This is a genomic window from Gemmiger sp., from assembly GCF_057431175.1.
Genome location: NZ_DBMDDV010000013.1, coordinates 51604 through 67871 on the forward strand (window position 1 = coordinate 51604; position 16268 = coordinate 67871).

Here is a 16268-nt window from a genome sequence, read left to right on the forward strand (position 1 = left end):
GTACATCCTCTCAACTGCGCTTATAAACGACCAGATCCTCGGTGGAGACAAGCTCCTGCCAGTTTTCGGCCAGCAGGCGTTCCTCCACGCGGGTGCCGTGGCCGCACATGACATAGCGGGAATAGATCGGGTTTTCGGCATCCCACAGGTAGCTGTTTTTGTCAAATTCAATGCCCATGCCGTCCGGCACGGCGTAGAGGTAGCCGTGGAACACGCCGTCGTCGTAGGTGTAGGCCAGCGTGTTGTCCCAGGGATCGGCACCGGCGGCCTGCACATCGGCAGCCAGGGCGTCCTCGACCACAGTCATCTGGGCGGCCATGACCTCATTCATTTCCGGCTGGCTGCCACGCTCAAAGTTCATGGGCAGCAGCAGGACGACCAGAATCGGCAGCCAGACCACCGCAGGGGCGGCGTCCTCCACAACAATAGCCCCCAGCAGCAGAATAGCAAGCAGCATCATGTGGCGCGGGTCGATGTTATACATCGTCAGCAGCACCAGCGCAATGGCGGCGCTGCAAAACAAGGCACAGGCTTTCAGCACCACCGGGCGGCCCTTGCGCTTATCCCAAAGCAGGCAGCCCACCGCCGCCAGCACGACCACCAGGAAGGTGACGCAGCCGCCGCCGATGTAAGTTTTGCCGCCCTTGATGGTGGGCCAGATATCGTAGAGCCAGGCGTTGCCCAACAGGGCCGTTGCGCGGATCCACTCATAGCGAATCGCCGCGATGGGGTGGCCCTGCAGCAGCAACTGCACGCCGTCAAAATCCATGCCGCCGTCACTGAAATAGGGCGCGGCCAGCTTAGCCATCGCAAAGAGCGAGACGCCGAACCCCGCCGCTGCCGTGACAAAGCAGGCGCTGCGGCGCCGTTTGTTCTGCCACACCGCCGTCAGCGGGAACACCCAGAACAGCAGCGCGTAGGGGCGGAAGATTGTTTCCACCGCGCAGGCCGCTGCGCAGACGGCGAGCCAGCCGGTCTTATCGGTGCGGTGCAGCGCCGCAGCACTGCCCACGATGAGAAACGCCAGCATATAGTGCATGGCCTCCGACGCGCCGCTGATGCAGGAGCGGATGGGCATGGCAATGGCAAACAAACCGGCGCAGAGCACAATGCACTGCCACCAGTTCAGCTTAGCACTGCGGGCAAACGCCGCAATGCCCAGCGTGATAAACAGCAGGTTGCACCACAGCACCACGTTGACGCTGCTGCCGAACAGAAAGCCCGGCAGCGCGTAGGCCCAGATGAGCAGCGGCCCCCAGGTGCCATAGCGGCCAATGTCCGCCGTGCCCTCCTGGTAGCCAAAGTACCCCTGCGGGCCGCCGTGGGTGATGACGCTGACGACCTGGCGATTATAAAGCACTTCGTCGTTGTTCATCGTGGTGGGCAGCCAGATTTTGTTCAGCGGGGTGCGGCTGGTCAGGAAGTAAAATCCCGCAAGGAACACGACTGCCCCCAACACGCAGAGCAGCGCATTGGGGGTCTTTTCGAGAAACGTTTTGACTTTTTGCATCGGTTTTGCTTTCATCATTCCTTCTCCGCCAGGCGGGCCATAAACACAACGTCCCGGTATTGGCCGTCCAGCAGCTCCATATCGCGGAAGATGCCTTCCTGCACAAAACCGGCCTTTTCATAGCTGCGGCGGGCGGCGGTGTTTTCGGCCAGCACGCGCAGACTGATACGGTGCAGATGCAGCCCCGCAAAGCCGAAATCGGTGAACAGGCGGGCCGTCTCGGTGCCCAGACCCTTGCCGCGGGCACTCTCCTCGCCGATGAAGATGCCGTACTCGGCGCTGCGGTTGTGGGGGTCGATATCGCGGTAATAGACCGAGCCGACCGGCTTGCCGTCGGCCTTATCCACAATGATATACTGCACGACCTGGCCGGTGGCAACCTTCGTTGCCAGCCAACTGCGGTGCATTTCCGGCGTGAAGGTCTGGCGGAAGATGAAGTTCTGCACCACAGACGGCGTGTTGCGCCACTTGACGATCAAATCGGTATCGGCATCCGTGATGGGCCGCAGCGTCACCGCCGCGCCGTCCAGGATGGGAAGTTGGGGTGTGTTCATAAAGTCTCACCTATTTTTACATTCTGCTGCCATGTAGGGGCCGCACATCTGCGGCCCGCAGCGCGGTGGAAAACGGCCGTCTGCCTTACACGTGAGGGCCGGGCATGCCCGGCCCCTACATGGTGCGCATATAAATCATGCACTTCTCACTCTGATAAATCGCCTGCCACCCTTCGGCGTCCAATCGGGCGGCGGTGGGGGTGTCGGCGGCAGTCATCACATAGCGGGAATAAATTTCGTGGTTCGGGTCGGTCAGGTAGGCGGCCTCGTCAAACTGGATGCCCATGCCGTCGGGCACGCCGTAGAGCAGGCCGCAGTGTACCGGGTCGCCGAAGGCGTAGGCCACCGTGTTGTCCCAGGGGGCGTCGCTGTCGGCGCGGTAATGGGTCAGCACGGTTTCCACCTGCTGGACCTCGGCGTCCCACTCGGCGCTGTAATGGGGCATCGTGTAGCCGTCGGCCAGGTTCACCACACCCAGCAGCGCCAGCGCGGCCGCAGCCAGCGCCGTGCCGCCCGTCGGGCGGGCATCTTCCACCAGCAGGCTTGCCAGCAGCAGCACGTCCAGCACCAGCGTGTGGCGCGAGCCCTCGCCGGGGCGATACATCAGCATCAGCGCCAGAAAAACGATGACCGCCGTGGCAGCGGCGCAGCCCTTCCAGAAGATGGGCCGCCCGCGCCGGGCATCCACAGCCAGGCAGACAACTACGACGGCCAGCAGCGCGAACAGCAACAGGTAATACCCACCGGTGCGGTTTGCAAAATCCGACGCCATTGCGGCAAAAACCGTCTGCATTGCACCGATGAGCTTGCGGGCCATATCCTTGGCCGCTTCTAACAGGTGGCCGTGGGCGGCCTCCTGCAAAGCGCCCATATCGACGTTTGTGAAGAAATAGGGCGCATAAAATTTGGACATCAACACCAGCGTGCCGCCCAGCGACACAGCCCCGCCCACAACGCAAACCGCGACGCGGCGGCGGTCGCGCCAGGCCAGCGCCAACGGGTAGAGCCAGAGCACGGCCTCATAAGGGCGCACAAGGGTCGCCACAGCACACAGGGCGCAGAGTACGCCCCAGGCGGCGCGGTTCCGGTCCCGCCGGGCCAGGATGCCGCACCCCAACACGGCCAGCACCAGCGCATAGTGCAGCGGTTCCTGCATGGCGGAGAACACATACCGGATCGGTGTGTTCATGGCCGCCAACGCCAGCGCAAACACGACCTGGCGTTTCCAGCTCAGCCGCGCGGCCAAGGCGAAAAACGTCCAACCTGCCGCGACGAACAGCAGGTTGCACCAGAGGAACGCATTTTGCCCGCGCAGCAGCAGCCCGGGCAGCGCGTAGACGAAGAACACCGCCGGGCCCCAGGCCGCGTAGGTGCCCACTTCGGCGTGGGACTCGTTGAAGCCGAAGTATCCCTGCGGTGCGCCGTACCGCACAGCGGCGGCCAGCTGCTTGCTGTAAATGACCTCGTCGCTCCAAGAGCTGGTGGGCAGGAAAATCTGCGTGACCGGCACTTTGTAGACGGCCCACTCGTACACCAGCAGAAATACCAGCGCCGCAGCCGCCGTGCAGGCCGCCTGCGCCCAGCCGGGCAGGCGTTTACTGTGCATAGAACTCCAAAACTTTCGCAATGACCTTCTCGCGGTCGGCGTCGGTCAGGCCGTAGTACATCGGCAGGCGGACCAGGCGCTCACTCTCGGCGGTGGTGTAGACGTCCTCGCCGTCGAAACGGCCGAACTTCTCGCCCGCCGGGGCGGAGTGCAGCGGGATATAATGGAACACTGCCAGGATGTCATTGGCCTTCAAATGGCGGATGAACGCGGTGCGCTCCTCAAGATTCTTGCACTTGAGGTAGAACATATGCGCGTTGTGGACGCAGCCCTCGGGGATGGTGGGCAGCTCGACCTTGCCCGCGTCGGCCAGCGGCTTGAAGGCCGCATAGTAGGCGTTCCAGGTCGCCATACGGTTGTCGTTGATCTCATCTGCATGGAGCAGCTGCGGCCACAGGTAGGCCGCATTCAACTCGCTGGGCAGGTAGCTGTCGCCAAAATCGACCCAGGTGTACTTGTCCACCTGGCCGCGGAAGAACTTGGCGCGGTTGGTGCCTTTTTCGCGCAGGATCTCCGCGCGCTCGTTGTAGTCAGGATTGTTGATGACCAGCGCACCGCCCTCGCCCATCGAGTAGTTTTTCGTCTCGTGGAAGGAGTAGCAGCCGAAATCACCGATGGTGCCCAGCGCCTTGCCCTTGTAGCTGCTCATAACGCCCTGGGCCGCATCCTCGACGACCTTGAGGTTATGGCGGCGGGCAATGTCCATGATGGTGTCCATCTCGCAGGCAACACCGGCGTAGTGGACGGCCACGATAACCTTGGTCTTGTCGGTGATGGCCTGCTCGATTTTCTTCTCGTCAATGTTCATCGTGTCGGGGCGCACGTCCACAAAGACGAGCTTGGCCCCGGCCAGCACGGCGGAAGTAGCGGTGCTGGAGAAGGTGAAGCTGGGCAGAATGACCTCGTCGCCGGGCTGGATGTCGCACAGCAGCATGGCCATGTCCAGCGCAGTGGTGCCACTGGTGGTCAGCAGCACCTTCTGGGCGTGGAAACGCTCTTCCAGCCAGGCATTGCACTGTTTGGTGAAAGCGCCGTCGCCGCAGATCTTGTGCGAGTCGATCGCCTGTTTGACATATTCGAGTTCATCGCCCACGCAGGGGGGCACGTTAAAAGGGATCATGAGTAAAGCCTTCTTTCCGTCTGAATTTTTATAATCGTGTTTAGTATAACACAGTTTGCGGTATTTGTCACTTTATCGCGGAACGGATTTGCGGAAAATCGCCTTATTTTTTTACGCGGGCGTCGTTGTAGGCGCGGATCATGCTGGCGGCGAACCAAAGCATGACGACACTGAACGCCACAAAGGCCACGGCAGCGACGGTGGCAGCGGGCGGCAGAAAATGCGCCACGGTGTAGACGGCCAGCGGCACAGCGGCGACAAGCGGCATTTTGCTGGCCGCCTTGCCGCACAGCCGCAGCAGCACCAGCGCCGCGCCCCAGAACAGCCACAGGTCCACCGCACGCAGCGCCGGTTCCAGCCAGACCCACGCGCCGCCGCTCTGTGCGCCGCTTAAAATCAATTCCAGCACCAGCCCCGCCGCACCGAACACGATGGGCAGTTTGGCCTCGCCCGCCAGCAGCAGGTAGCCGACCAGCGCCAGCACAGTGAGGGAGACTTCCTGAATGGCGGCGGCCTCCGGCACGGCGAGCAAGGCCCGCCCCGCCGCCGCCACCCCGATAAGCAGGTAAGCCAATGCGGTTTTGTTGCGTTTATCCATGGTGGAACTCCTGACGGTTTATTATACGCTTTTATCTGCGCCGCTTTGCAGGGGCCGCATAGGTACGGTCCCTGCACGGATGCAATAACAAATTTATTATACCGCTTTTATAAATCCCTTGCAAGGTTTGTCGGCGGGGCGTATAATGAGAATGTTTATACACGGAAACGTGCGAATCGTGTATAAATCTACATAGAGAAGTGAGGTTTTTGGAATGGAGTTTTCCCATCGTCTGGAACTGTTCGGCCCGGAGATTTTTGCTGCGCTCAACGATAAAAAGGTCGCGCTGGAAGCCGAAGGGCGTCACCTGTACAATTTAAGCGTCGGCACGCCGGATTTTGCCCCCGCCGACCACCTGAAGCAGGCGCTCATCGACGCCGCGCAGGACAACGAAAACTGGAAGTACAGCCTGCGGGATATTCCCGAGATGCTGAACGCCGTCTGCGGTTACTACCAGCGCCGTTTCAACGTGGACACCATCACGCCGGACAAGGTCATGAGCTTTTCCGGCAGCCAGGACGGCATCGGCCATCTGGGCCTGGCGCTGTGCAATGACGGCGATTTGGTTTTGCTGCCCGACCCCTGCTACCCTGTCTTTATGACCGGCTCCCGCCTGGGCGGTGCCGAGCCGTGGTACTATAAACTGACGAAGGAAAACCACTTTTTGCCCGACGTCTCCGCCATCCCCGAGGATGTTGCCCACAAGGCAAAGTTCATGCTGGTCAGCCTGCCCGCCAACCCGGTGGGCAGCGTCGGCACGCCGGAGCTCTACGCCGAGATCGTCGCTTTCTGCCGTAAGTACGACATTTTGCTCGTGCATGACAACGCATACAGCGATATCATCTTTGACGGTGCCCACGGCGGCAGCATCTTCAACACGCCGGGGGCCGAGGAATGCGCGGTGGAGTTCTTCTCCCTGAGCAAGAGCTTCAACGTGACCGGCGCGCGCATTTCGTTCCTGGTCGGGCGCCCCGATGTGATTGCCGCCTGTAAAAAACTGCGCACCCAAATCGATTTTGGTATGTTCCTGCCCATCCAGAAAGTTGCCGTCGCAGCCTTGACCGGCCCGCTGGACGGCGTGCAGCGCCAGTGCGGCGAGTACCAGCGCCGCCGCGACGCCCTGTGCGGCGGTCTGCGCAGCATCGGCTGGGATGTGCCCAACAGCCACGGCAGTATGTTTGTCTGGGCGCCGGTGCCCGCAGGGTACAAGACGAGCATGGAGTTCTGCCTGGCCCTCATCGATAAGGCTGGCGTTATCTGCACGCCGGGTTCCAGCTTTGGTCCCAGCGGCGAAGGCTACGTGCGTTTTGCCCTGACCATGCCGGTGGAAAAGATTGGCGAGGCTGTGAACGCTATCAAGGAAAGCGGAATCCTGTAAATAAACAAAAGCACCGTCGACCCAAGCCGAGTCGACGGTGTTTTTTCGTTTTGAACAAATCAGAAATTACTGTGCATTATCCCGCAAGGCTGCACGCATTTCCTTCTGGATGGCCGGGGTCGTTTCGACCTTCTGCATCAGGGCAGCCAGCAGCTCAGGCAGCTGCTTTGCGGGCAGCTGCTCCGCCACAACAGACGCCAAATACTCTGCATGGGTCATAGCCGGTTCAAAGGTACGAGCATACGTTTTGCCACTGCGCACAAAGCCCACTTCACGCAGAACACCCTTTTCCATCAGGCTGTTCAGCATGGAAAAAATGGAGCGTTCCTTCCACTTGCGGTCAACACAGGTGGAGACAACTTCCGTCTGGGCCATGGCGTGGTCAGCCTGCCAGAAAATTTCCATAATCTGTTGTTCGCTTTTTGTCAGATGCACGTTTCTATACCTCTCTCAACAAATATCTACGCTTTAATAGTATAGGTTCGTGAGATAAATGTCAATGGTTTTTGGGAAATTTCTTCAAAAAAGTTTATGTTATATTGTAACATTTTAACAAGCCTAACACATTTCCTCTGTATTTTTGTAGATTTCCAGTTTTTGGGCCTAGATTCGACGTTTCGCGTACTGTGGCATATGCGTGGCAAACCGCGCCGCACCATGCCACACTTTTGCCGCATTTCCGTTTTTTGCTGTAAGCCGCTCCAATTCAACTCTACTGGTTAAGTGGTTCAGCACCCTGCCTTCCACTGCTCCTGCAAGTGCTTTAAGGCATGTTTTTCAATGCGGGAAACATTCCGCCGCGCCTATTGTAAACGATTGGCCCTAAGAAATCGCTTCCAACTCACGGAAGCGGAATTTGATGATGATTTGTTTGTCTTCGGTCAGTTCCACGCGCTCGATGAGGCTGACCAGAAGCTCCCGGCTGGTGTAGGCAGAATCCAAAAACTGCTGCACCAGCTCTCTTGCTCGGTCTTCTGTGCTGACCGGGCTTTCTTTTTGTGATTCCAGCTCTTTCAGCTTCTCTTCCAGAGAAGTTCTGTCCATCTTCACTCGCTGATAGATGCGCTCGAAATCCGCTTCGGCAAGAAGTCCGGTCAGCCGATCCATATACATCTTATCCAGGTTGGCAGTCAGACTGTCGATCTTATTCTGAATGGACTGGATTTCTGCTTCATGGTTTTCCGCCTTGCAGGCTTTCTCTACTGCATCGGCAGCAATTGGCTGAAGCTTATTTGGATCAAGATAGGCTTCACAGACTTCTCTGACTTTAGCCAGAACTGCTTCGGTAACGACCTGCTCTTTGATGGAGTGGCAGGAACAGACACCTGCTTTGGTGAAACGCTGGTAGGTTCGACACACGAAAAACAGTCGATCTTCACCGGATACCGGCGGACGATTTAGCACCGCCATTGGATAACCGCACTCATGGCAGAAAATCAAGCCTTTTAATAAGAAGTCATAGGTTCTGCTTCGGGTGTGCCTGCGGCTGTTGACCAGCATCCGCACCTTCTGAAAGGTTTCTTTGTCAATCAGCGGCTCGTGGGTGTTTTCAACTACAACCCAGTTTTCCCGATCTTGTTTCAGACATTTCTTGGACTTGTAGCTGATTTTCACCGTTCGTCCTTGAACCATATTGCCCAGGTAGGTTTCGTTCTGCAGCATTTCAGAAATGCGTTCGCTGGACCAAAGTCCGGCATAAGGACCTTTGCGTCCCATATTCCAGCCACAGTAAGTTGCAGGCGTCGGAACACCTTCTTCGTTGAGAGTCGTCGCAATCTTTCGGCAGCTCATACCATCCAATGCCATGGCGAAGATTCTGCGCACCACAGGAGCCACTTCCTCGTCGATGACAATTTCGTTTTTCTCCGTCGGATGCATCTTATAGCCATACATGGGCTTGCCGCCAATGAACTGACCTTTCCGCTGTTTATCCCGCTTGACGGATTTGATCTTCTTGGAAATGTCTTTGGCATACATATCGTTCATAATGGCACGGAACGGGGTAATGTCATTGGCGGTGGATTCTACACCGGTGTCAATACCGTCCAACAACGAAATGTAGCGCACTCTCTTTTCGGGGAAGTATCTCTCCATATAATGACCGGTCATGATATAGTCACGGCCCAGACGGGATAGGTCTTTGGTGATAACCATGTTGACCTTCTTGGCTTCGATATCCTCAATCATGCGCTGAAAGTCAGGGCGGTCAAAACTGGTACCGCTCCAACCATCATCGACATAGGTATCGTAAACGGAAAGGCGATGCTGCTGAACAAATTCATTGAGCAGGGATTTCTGGTTGGTTACACTTTGGGATGGTCCTTCGGTCTCATCCTCCTTTGATAAACGGATGTACAATGCGACATGGTAATCCATAGGGTTGCTTATTTCTAAGTACATAGTTTCCTCCTTGAAATAAGCGACCACTCATCGCAAACATTATACAACGGGTTTCTCAGATGTCGCAAGGATGCGGACAAGATAAAGCCGAAAAGACTCCTCCAGCAACTCAGCGAGGCTCTTTTCGGCTTCGGTATATATGCAGTGCACAACAGGCAAGGTTTGTTTCATACGTTCTACCTCCTTTGTTCATCGTATGTAAAGGGGCAAATTTTCTTGCCTGTCCATGTTGTGAAATTGATTGAAGTTTGCTGGAGCCGATTTTGGCTCCAGCTTTATTTTTGTCTGACGGTTGTGGTTGAGCGCTTACAGTGTTTAGAAAAAAATTCCTCTATACCAAGTTCTGTGTTGGTGTAGAGGGATTGCCTATTTAACTAAGTGACGTTGACTATGGCCTCGACTGGCTTCTTGCAGCTCGTTGTTACTGCGGCTTTCGGATCTCCCTACTCTCCGTCTGCAAAACCTCCCCGAGTAGGAACAAGAACTTTCCTCCCATGTAACCGCCACATGATATTGTCAATATCACTTCCTACTGCCAAGCGCGTAGTGGTCTCTCACCACTTAGTTGTTGCCCATGCCTGGCACACTACGCCAGAAACCCGGCTCATACTTGACGTATAGCCGGGTTTCTTGAGAGGCTAATATCAATGACTGTTTTATAGATTGTGACCAAGTTTGTCATTACCTATATTTCAGAAGTTCCAGCATACTATGTTTATTTAGCTTGAACTATCACTTCTCCCTGACAATGAAGCAACTGAATCTCTAGTGTGCCTGGGATTCGCTGCGCAAATTGCGCTGGCTCTCCATCAATAGTAACGGAGTAGTCCGAATATTCCTCATTCATCACGGCTAGAAGTAAGCCTCCCACTCGACTGGTTTTATACCGAATTCTAGCGCTGGAATAATCGTTAGAAAAGTGCCACTCCTCTAACCAGGTGTCAAACCCAACCGTTACGTTACCCGGCTTATAGTACGAATGATACCACACCACAAGTGGAGAGGATAAGCCACTGAACTGATGGAACCATCCTCCACGCTCACTTTCGATTTGGATCAGTTCAAAGGTGTTATAGCTGAAATCCGTCTCTTGGCTCCAGGCGTGCAAGGCTGTTTTGGCAATTTTCTCTGCAAATTCCCCATATCCCAAATCCAGCATGGATTTCCAAAGGAAATACTGATACGGAAGCCACACACTTCCGTTCCAGTATCCATTGTCATAGTAATATCCAGCACTCTGGTCCACAGTAGATATACCTACCGGGGTAAACAGCTCTTGCTGACTTGTCAGGTGTGCAAGTAGCCGCTGGGTCTGCTCCGGGGTTGTGACCCCCGCAATCAGCGGGGTAACGCCGTCTACACCCTTGTTATAGTTTTCTCCCGTTTCCGTTCTCAGAATACCTGCAGCGTAGAGATTTCCGTCATGTACCACATAGCCGAAATATCCGCTTTCCTCGTCCCAGGCATGGTTGACAATGGCATCTCCCACCTGCTTTGCGTCATCGGCATATTGCTGGACATCCTGCTCGTACCCAAAATACTCCGCAATAGCCTTCATGAATTTTGCGATGCGCACCAGATGCACGCTGCTGCAAAGGGGAGCCACAGAATGCTCCAACTTCTGCTTATGCAGTTCCACCTGGGCCGGATAGTCGTCCATGCCGCTGGCGTTGTAGAAGTAATCGTACACAGTAAGCAGGCCGCTCTTATACCGGGCGGTTGTAGACCCCTCGCTTTTCCCAGCGAAAAACTGATAATACCTCCGGAGCATGGGATAGTACTGCTTGAGCCGGGCTTTGCCCTCTGGCGGCAGCTTCTGTAGCAGTTCGTAGAACAGATAAAATTGTGTGGGCACCATAGATCCGTGGAACAAAAAGGCAAAATCCTGGTTGTCTTTTTCTGACAAGTAGGTATCCAGCACATATTCCGCTTTTTGCGTGGAATACTCCAGCATACCAATCCCGATCATTCCGGAATCCCATGTATAGAGACTGTCCCACCGCTTTCCCGGGGTGTAGTGGATAATCTGACAACCGTGCCTGCAAATGGGGTAGACCACATTTGAGAATATGGCCGATTTCATCAGCCGAACAGCAAAGGCAAAGGGCTCTCCCGCCCGGTTGCAGCATTTTTGCTGCTGTTCCACATAAAGCAGCCGCTTTTTCTCCAGCTGTTCCTGAGTATACTGAGCACCAGTGCTGCTGACATATAAATACTCTGTCTTTGAAGTGTTAGGCGCAAGGAAGATCGCCTCCACCACATTGATGTGATAAAAGCCATCATCCGAGTGCTTCTGCTGAAACGAGTTGGAGAAGCTTCGGGTCAAGTCGTCATAGGTGTGGTCGGAGTTACTCATTCTTGTAACCAAGGCATCCTCAATGCAGCCGGAATGCAAGGTTCTCTTGCGTACGCGGGGATTGAAAATAGTCAGGCCAATCTCTTTCTCGTGATAATGATAGCGGTATTTTGTAGTGTGTCCAGTTTCTTCTATATCCGGAATGACATTTCGCTTTGTCTGCGTCACGGTTATTTCGTGGATATCCTCCCGCTCCACAATACAGAAAAAGTCCAGCTTCACTCCATTTCCGTTGGTACCTTTGGATACCAGATCCAACTGAAACACGCCTGGCTCCAGCTGCCCCAATTCCAGGAAGGCTATTCTGGTTGTGCTTGTTTTTTCAAAAGTAATGTCTCCGTATGCAGTGGCAAATACCACATTCTCGGACTCATTCACCGTCTGGTAACGCACACACAGTACTCCATTCCGGTACTGATTCTTAATCTCCCGCTGAAATGAGATTGTGTCATCAGAATCACCGCCAAAAGCCTTCAGCTTCAGGTGGGCAGCCATGAATGCATAGAAGGTTTCCCCCACGCCCACACCGTCCACAAAGTCTTTCTGTTGTACTTCCCCTTTTTTCAATCCATCCGGATTGAGTCGGTCCCACGGTCTCTTTCTGGCAAATTGCAGGTTCTGGTAGTCGATGGCCTTCCAGTAATCATGCTTTTCGGGCAGCACAGGGGTGTTGACAGTTATCTGTGGGTATTCAATGGCTGAAAGTAGATTGAGCAGGCAATTTTGCGGTCGGTCCGTGTGGTTGTGATACTCCACCCGGACGCCCCAGGTCTCCTCATCCTGTTCAAAAAATTCCACATCCGCATACAACTGATCCTTCCAAATCAGCTCATACCGATATTGGAAATATCGCCCCTCCGGGTCCGCCTGCCAGGGATGATAATTGGACGGCACCGTAACATTGGGCGCTGGCACTGAGCTATTGGCATAGGTGGGATATATCACCAGGTCAAATCTGGCACCGGGAATCGCGCTCTCCTTCATCACACGTGAGAGCCCCATGTATTTCTTGGAATACGGTCCCCATACCGGCATCTGTTTTTGCTTCTCAATATCCATATATCCACATTCCTTTCTTGGGCGGCTTGGCTGACGGAGAAGAAACCGGCGCATAGCATAACGCCATAACTTGGCTAAATATCGTTATACGTGCGCCGATTTTATCCAACGTTTTATTCTTTTGTCTGCTTCAGTTGCAGTTTAGCGATTTGATCTTCAATCTCAATCATCTTTTTGCCAGTAAGCGGGTAGAACTTCATGGCGATTACGGAGATAATCCAGCCAGCAATGGGCATGCCGTTGTACAGTATCATAGTAACAAAAAACAACTCCGGGGTCAAGGAGTCAGTTACCCCTTCTTTTTGTACCCGCAGTCGCAGTAGGGTCCGCCGGAGGCAAGGGTATACTGCCGCACAAAATTTGTCACACCGCCCGCTTCGCTCATGGTGTAGTCCAGATGGCACAAAGCGGGGGTCAGGTCGTACAGTCCCAGCTCCTTCATCAGCACACAGATGCCGCATTTGGTAAAGCGTCCCTCGTAGCCGCTGCCATCCGGGTATTCGTAAAACTCCATGTTCCACGAATAGGGGTTGCGGTCGGCGGCTTGCAGGGCGGCAGTGGCTTTCATAGCGGCAATATCCTTTGCGGTGAACTTGCTTTTTCCGCTTTTGCAGCAGAACCACTGCATGGGCTTTGTCATCATGGATCTTGCGTAGTAATCCGTTAGCCTGTCCACCTCCGGGCGCTGCGGCATGGAGAGGATGAACGCGCCGAGCATTGCGCAGTTGACGATGTTCATCTTGAAGCGGTCCGCTTTTTCAAACTCCGGCAGCCTGCGGATGATCTGCCGGTATTGCGGCTTTGCCTTTTTCGTGATGGCTTTTGCGGTAGCTGCATCATAGCCCAGCACAGTGGTCAGCTGCTTTTGAAAGGAGCCGACAAACAGCGCCCACATCCCCATGGGCATACCCATGTATTTCATTGCAGATACCTCCCGGCTTCCGCTTCCAGTGCCTGCCACACCGGGTAGGCTGCGCCGTTCGCATCGAAAAATTTCTTGAGATCCCTGTTCAGCGCACTCATTTCATCGATGGCGTTCATGGCGTGGTCGGAGGCGCAGAGCTTGCCCAGCGAGGTGGCGCACATCAACTTGAAAAAGCGCAGACAGGTCTTGCGGTATTTCTCCCCTTCAAAGTCCGCATCCTCTTTGGGCAGAATGGCGTGCCCAGCATTTCTGATGGCGCGGTATCCCTCGATGTTGGCGTCCAGCACACGGTTCAGGTACGCGGTATCTCCCCTGAGCTTTTTCAGGTCGCCGTCTGTCTTATAGCAGGCGAAGGCCGCCGGCATCACGAACGCGGCATGGCAGAGCAGATAGTCTTCCATGTTCGGCTCGTAAACAACCTTATATTTTGTGCCGTGGAAGATGCGCCCAATCAGCTGTTTATTGGAGGATGCACCCGACAGCTGTCCGATGGTGATCTTTTTCAGGTCGATGGAGACCACCCGGGCAGCCTCCCGATGCCCCGCAGAAAGCGCAAAGGCAAACAGGACGTTCTTCCCCGGCAGCGCCGCCGCCAGTGCCCTCGCCTGCACATTGTTTCCCACAAAAACGATGTTCTTCGTCCGGTTCGCCCGCAGCGTGTCCAGAACGGAATCCAGTTGTGTATAGCGCAGGACCACAAAGATCACATCGTACATTGCATCCGGTGCAAGTTCAGTCACCACCGGAATGCGGCTGACCGAGGTGCGGAGCGAAAATTTGTCCTTGATCCGCAGGCCGTTCTGCTTGATCTCCGCAGCCCAGTTTCCCCGCGCAAGCAGAGTGACATCCTTTCCGGCGCGCAGCAGATTTCTTGCCAGATTGCACCCCAGAACGCCTGCACCATATACCAGAATTTTCATAGCTTGCCTCCAAATCCGATCTTTACGATCTGCATTTTCATCCCGTTGTCCCCGCCCTTGGCGAGAAACCGGAAAAAGCCGCTGACGGAAGGGTCTTTCAAATCGTTGTACCCCAGCATATAGCCCTTGCTGGATACTTGCAAACGGCTGTCCCACTCGCCAATCTCCTTGGGAGCATCCGAAACCGCGAAATACGCCCCCACATCCTTGATTTTTGCCGTCCTGAGCCACGTTTTGGCAATCATCTTCACCGCCGTCCGATTGGCAGCATCAAAGACCAGCACCCCACCGGGGAAAGCATCCGCCATCCCCTGCACCAGCGCCCTGACCTGCTCCGTCAGGAAGTAATAGAACACCCCGGAGGCAAAGAACACCGCCCCGCCGGAGGCATCGATCTTGTCAAACCATGCGGGGTCTTTCAGGTCGCAGGGGATGTTTTGCTCCCGCTCCCCGGCAGGCAGAAGCTTCTGCCGCAAGGCGATCACATCGGGGAAGTCCAGATTGTAGATTTTACAGCTGCCGTTGTCGCAGGCTCTACCGGTGTTATCCAGCCCGCAGCCGAGGTTGACCACCGCTGCGCTGGGATGGGTTTTCAGATAATTCCGTACCTCCCACGCAAGGTCATTCTGCCGCATGGCGACCTCCAGCGCACCGAAACGCTGCATCAGGCTGCGGGAATTTTTCTCTGCCTCCGAAAAGTCATAGTCGATTTCATCCATCAGACGCACCGCTGTTTCGTCCCGGTAAAGGTTCGGATACAGCTCTGTGCACAGCTTCCGGGAATACAGCGGAAGAATCAGCGTTTCCTGCACGGTGTTTTTCTCAATTTTGTATTTCATGGGTTCCTCCTTAGTGAATAAAAACCATCATAATTGCGGCCAGCACCGCCGCTATGACCGCCATGCCTACCGTACCAAAAAGCCACTTTTTCTGCTTGTCTTTTGCGGTGATGTAGGGTTTCAAATCTTCTGTTCCGGGAATCGTCCATGCGTTCGTGTGCCCCACCCAGTAGCCATCGATCAAAAAGCGGTCAATGAGATTCATAACGGACAAGATGACGAGCAGCTGCCAGAAGCCCGCCGCAAAGCCGTGCGCACCGTTTATCCCATAGACACAAACCAGCACATAGCCAATAGAGCCGGGAACGCAGACGGCTTTGAAAAGTAGAGAATTGCGCTTGATTTTCTCGTGTGTTGTAAGTCCCAGCGTCACGCACCGCTGCTGCACCGCCGGGCTGTAAAGATGCACCATCCCAACAGCCCCTTTGCAGATGCCCACAGCGCAGACAAGCGCCAGCAGCGCCCCCAGTCCAAGGCCCTCCAGAATCGTTTGCAAAACCATCCCTGTTCTCCTCATTCTGCTTTCCGGCAGACGAACCATGCCATGCTCTTCACGGTTCCCAGTGTTACGGCTGCGTACCGTTTTTCCAGCCGTTTTTTCAAACTGACGGTCGTTTCGTAGGGCGGCGTGAAAAATCCTGTCTTTTCATAAATGTGCCGGACGAACCAGTCCGTCCGCTTGTGCTCGCCCATCACATAAAAGCATCCGCAGAATGTCCCGCCGGGTCTCAAGACCCGGAAAAGCCCCCGATAAGTGGCCTCCTTGTCCGGGAAAGCGTGAAAGCCGTTCAGCGACAAAACGATGTCAAAGGTACCATCTTCATAGGGAAGCGCACCCACATCGCCCTGCCGGAAGGTCACATTTTTCAAGTGCAAGCGCTCTGCCTTGATCTCCTCATTTCCGCGCCGTGATGCAGAGCCAACTTTTCTTTTTGTGTATCTGCACATCGTGAAAGCCTGCCTGCTCCAGATACGCCTTTAATTCAATATCTTTGTAGATGGT

Annotated in this window: 16 protein-coding genes; 1 reads left to right on the forward strand and 15 read right to left on the reverse strand. The window is 55.1% G+C overall.

Features of this window, described 5'->3' with window-relative positions; all coding sequences use genetic code 11:
• Positions 1 to 10: 10 nt before the first annotated feature.
• The 5 genes from ACZO0A_RS06565 to ACZO0A_RS06585 all read right to left on the reverse strand — a co-directional run bounded on the left by ACZO0A_RS06565 (position 11) and on the right by ACZO0A_RS06585 (position 5388).
• Positions 11 to 1528, reverse strand: coding sequence for a hypothetical protein (locus ACZO0A_RS06565; RefSeq protein ID WP_302376012.1), 1518 nt, complete (start codon positions 1526 to 1528; stop codon positions 11 to 13).
• Positions 1525 to 2064 (reverse strand): GNAT family N-acetyltransferase, encoded by a 540-nt coding sequence (locus tag ACZO0A_RS06570; protein WP_215690853.1) that lies wholly within the window; start codon positions 2062 to 2064, stop codon positions 1525 to 1527. The genes ACZO0A_RS06565 and ACZO0A_RS06570 overlap by 4 nt, the downstream gene beginning before the upstream one ends.
• A 115-nt stretch (positions 2065 to 2179) precedes the next feature.
• Complete coding sequence (locus ACZO0A_RS06575; RefSeq protein ID WP_486846165.1) at positions 2180 to 3670, reverse strand: hypothetical protein; 1491 nt, start codon at positions 3668 to 3670, stop codon at positions 2180 to 2182.
• On the reverse strand, positions 3660 to 4790 hold the full coding sequence (rffA, locus tag ACZO0A_RS06580) for a dTDP-4-amino-4,6-dideoxygalactose transaminase (RefSeq protein ID WP_294780428.1): 1131 nt from the start codon (positions 4788 to 4790) through the stop codon (positions 3660 to 3662). Before rffA ends, ACZO0A_RS06575 begins: the two co-directional genes overlap by 11 nt.
• Before the next feature lie 103 nt (positions 4791 to 4893).
• A complete protein-coding gene (locus tag ACZO0A_RS06585) occupies positions 4894 to 5388 on the reverse strand; it encodes a hypothetical protein (RefSeq protein WP_291209418.1) in 495 nt (164 codons plus the stop codon).
• Between the two features lie 214 nt (positions 5389 to 5602).
• Between ACZO0A_RS06585 and ACZO0A_RS06590 the strand changes: the two genes are divergently transcribed.
• The gene (locus tag ACZO0A_RS06590) at positions 5603 to 6766 is read left to right on the forward strand and encodes an aminotransferase class I/II-fold pyridoxal phosphate-dependent enzyme (RefSeq protein WP_418538122.1); all 1164 of its coding nucleotides are present in this window, start codon (positions 5603 to 5605) and stop codon (positions 6764 to 6766) included.
• Between the two features lie 66 nt (positions 6767 to 6832).
• On the opposite strand, the gene ACZO0A_RS06595 is transcribed toward ACZO0A_RS06590, so the two are convergent.
• The 10 genes from ACZO0A_RS06595 to ACZO0A_RS06640 all read right to left on the reverse strand — a co-directional run bounded on the left by ACZO0A_RS06595 (position 6833) and on the right by ACZO0A_RS06640 (position 16213).
• Positions 6833 to 7201 (reverse strand): BlaI/MecI/CopY family transcriptional regulator, encoded by a 369-nt coding sequence (locus tag ACZO0A_RS06595; protein ID WP_215690836.1) that lies wholly within the window; start codon positions 7199 to 7201, stop codon positions 6833 to 6835.
• A gap of 387 nt (positions 7202 to 7588) precedes the next feature.
• Positions 7589 to 9166, reverse strand: a complete 1578-nt coding sequence (locus ACZO0A_RS06600; RefSeq protein ID WP_486846166.1) for a recombinase family protein — start codon at positions 9164 to 9166, stop codon at positions 7589 to 7591.
• Positions 9167 to 9205: 39 nt separating this feature from the next.
• Positions 9206 to 9337 (reverse strand): hypothetical protein, encoded by a 132-nt coding sequence (locus tag ACZO0A_RS06605; RefSeq protein WP_291230686.1) that lies wholly within the window; start codon positions 9335 to 9337, stop codon positions 9206 to 9208.
• A 544-nt stretch (positions 9338 to 9881) separates the two neighbouring features.
• Positions 9882 to 12581: an MGH1-like glycoside hydrolase domain-containing protein gene (locus ACZO0A_RS06610; RefSeq protein WP_302376014.1), complete on the reverse strand. Its 2700-nt coding sequence runs from the start codon at positions 12579 to 12581 to the stop codon at positions 9882 to 9884.
• A 113-nt stretch (positions 12582 to 12694) separates the two neighbouring features.
• Positions 12695 to 12835 carry a hypothetical protein gene (locus ACZO0A_RS06615; RefSeq protein WP_215690824.1) on the reverse strand — a complete coding sequence of 47 codons (141 nt, stop codon included), beginning with the start codon at positions 12833 to 12835 and terminating at the stop codon, positions 12695 to 12697.
• 35 nt (positions 12836 to 12870) lie between these two features.
• A complete protein-coding gene (locus ACZO0A_RS06620) occupies positions 12871 to 13503 on the reverse strand; it encodes an L-2-amino-thiazoline-4-carboxylic acid hydrolase (protein ID WP_486846167.1) in 633 nt (210 codons plus the stop codon).
• Positions 13500 to 14426, reverse strand: coding sequence for a ketopantoate reductase family protein (locus ACZO0A_RS06625; RefSeq protein ID WP_486846168.1), 927 nt, complete (start codon positions 14424 to 14426; stop codon positions 13500 to 13502). Before ACZO0A_RS06625 ends, ACZO0A_RS06620 begins: the two co-directional genes overlap by 4 nt.
• The gene (locus ACZO0A_RS06630) at positions 14423 to 15265 is read right to left on the reverse strand and encodes a class I SAM-dependent methyltransferase (protein ID WP_486846169.1); all 843 of its coding nucleotides are present in this window, start codon (positions 15263 to 15265) and stop codon (positions 14423 to 14425) included. The genes ACZO0A_RS06625 and ACZO0A_RS06630 overlap by 4 nt, the downstream gene beginning before the upstream one ends.
• 10 nt (positions 15266 to 15275) lie before the next feature.
• A complete protein-coding gene (locus tag ACZO0A_RS06635; RefSeq protein ID WP_486846170.1) occupies positions 15276 to 15767 on the reverse strand; it encodes a hypothetical protein in 492 nt (163 codons plus the stop codon).
• An 11-nt stretch (positions 15768 to 15778) separates the two neighbouring features.
• Positions 15779 to 16213: a class I SAM-dependent methyltransferase gene (locus ACZO0A_RS06640; protein WP_302375851.1), complete on the reverse strand. Its 435-nt coding sequence runs from the start codon at positions 16211 to 16213 to the stop codon at positions 15779 to 15781.
• Positions 16214 to 16268: the final 55 nt, after the last annotated feature.

Excerpts from the sequence above, each read along its gene's own strand:
- ACZO0A_RS06590 (WP_418538122.1), top strand. The coding sequence starts at position 5,603 with ATGGAGTTTTCCCATCGTCTGGAACTGTTCGGCCCGGAGATTTTTGCT.
- ACZO0A_RS06630 (WP_486846169.1), bottom strand. The coding sequence starts at position 15,265 with ATGAAATACAAAATTGAGAAAAACACCGTGCAGGAAACGCTGATTCTT.
- ACZO0A_RS06585 (WP_291209418.1), bottom strand. The coding sequence starts at position 5,388 with ATGGATAAACGCAACAAAACCGCATTGGCTTACCTGCTTATCGGGGTG.
- ACZO0A_RS06620 (WP_486846167.1), bottom strand. The coding sequence starts at position 13,503 with ATGAAATACATGGGTATGCCCATGGGGATGTGGGCGCTGTTTGTCGGC.
- ACZO0A_RS06600 (WP_486846166.1), bottom strand. The coding sequence starts at position 9,166 with ATGTACTTAGAAATAAGCAACCCTATGGATTACCATGTCGCATTGTAC.
- ACZO0A_RS06570 (WP_215690853.1), bottom strand. The coding sequence starts at position 2,064 with ATGAACACACCCCAACTTCCCATCCTGGACGGCGCGGCGGTGACGCTG.
- ACZO0A_RS06575 (WP_486846165.1), bottom strand. The coding sequence starts at position 3,670 with ATGCACAGTAAACGCCTGCCCGGCTGGGCGCAGGCGGCCTGCACGGCG.
- ACZO0A_RS06635 (WP_486846170.1), bottom strand. The coding sequence starts at position 15,767 with ATGGTTTTGCAAACGATTCTGGAGGGCCTTGGACTGGGGGCGCTGCTG.
- ACZO0A_RS06605 (WP_291230686.1), bottom strand. The coding sequence starts at position 9,337 with ATGAAACAAACCTTGCCTGTTGTGCACTGCATATATACCGAAGCCGAA.
- ACZO0A_RS06615 (WP_215690824.1), bottom strand. The coding sequence starts at position 12,835 with ATGATACTGTACAACGGCATGCCCATTGCTGGCTGGATTATCTCCGTA.
- ACZO0A_RS06625 (WP_486846168.1), bottom strand. The coding sequence starts at position 14,426 with ATGAAAATTCTGGTATATGGTGCAGGCGTTCTGGGGTGCAATCTGGCA.
- rffA (WP_294780428.1), bottom strand. The coding sequence starts at position 4,790 with ATGATCCCTTTTAACGTGCCCCCCTGCGTGGGCGATGAACTCGAATAT.
- ACZO0A_RS06610 (WP_302376014.1), bottom strand. The coding sequence starts at position 12,581 with ATGGATATTGAGAAGCAAAAACAGATGCCGGTATGGGGACCGTATTCC.
- ACZO0A_RS06565 (WP_302376012.1), bottom strand. The coding sequence starts at position 1,528 with ATGATGAAAGCAAAACCGATGCAAAAAGTCAAAACGTTTCTCGAAAAG.
- ACZO0A_RS06640 (WP_302375851.1), bottom strand. The coding sequence starts at position 16,213 with ATGTGCAGATACACAAAAAGAAAAGTTGGCTCTGCATCACGGCGCGGA.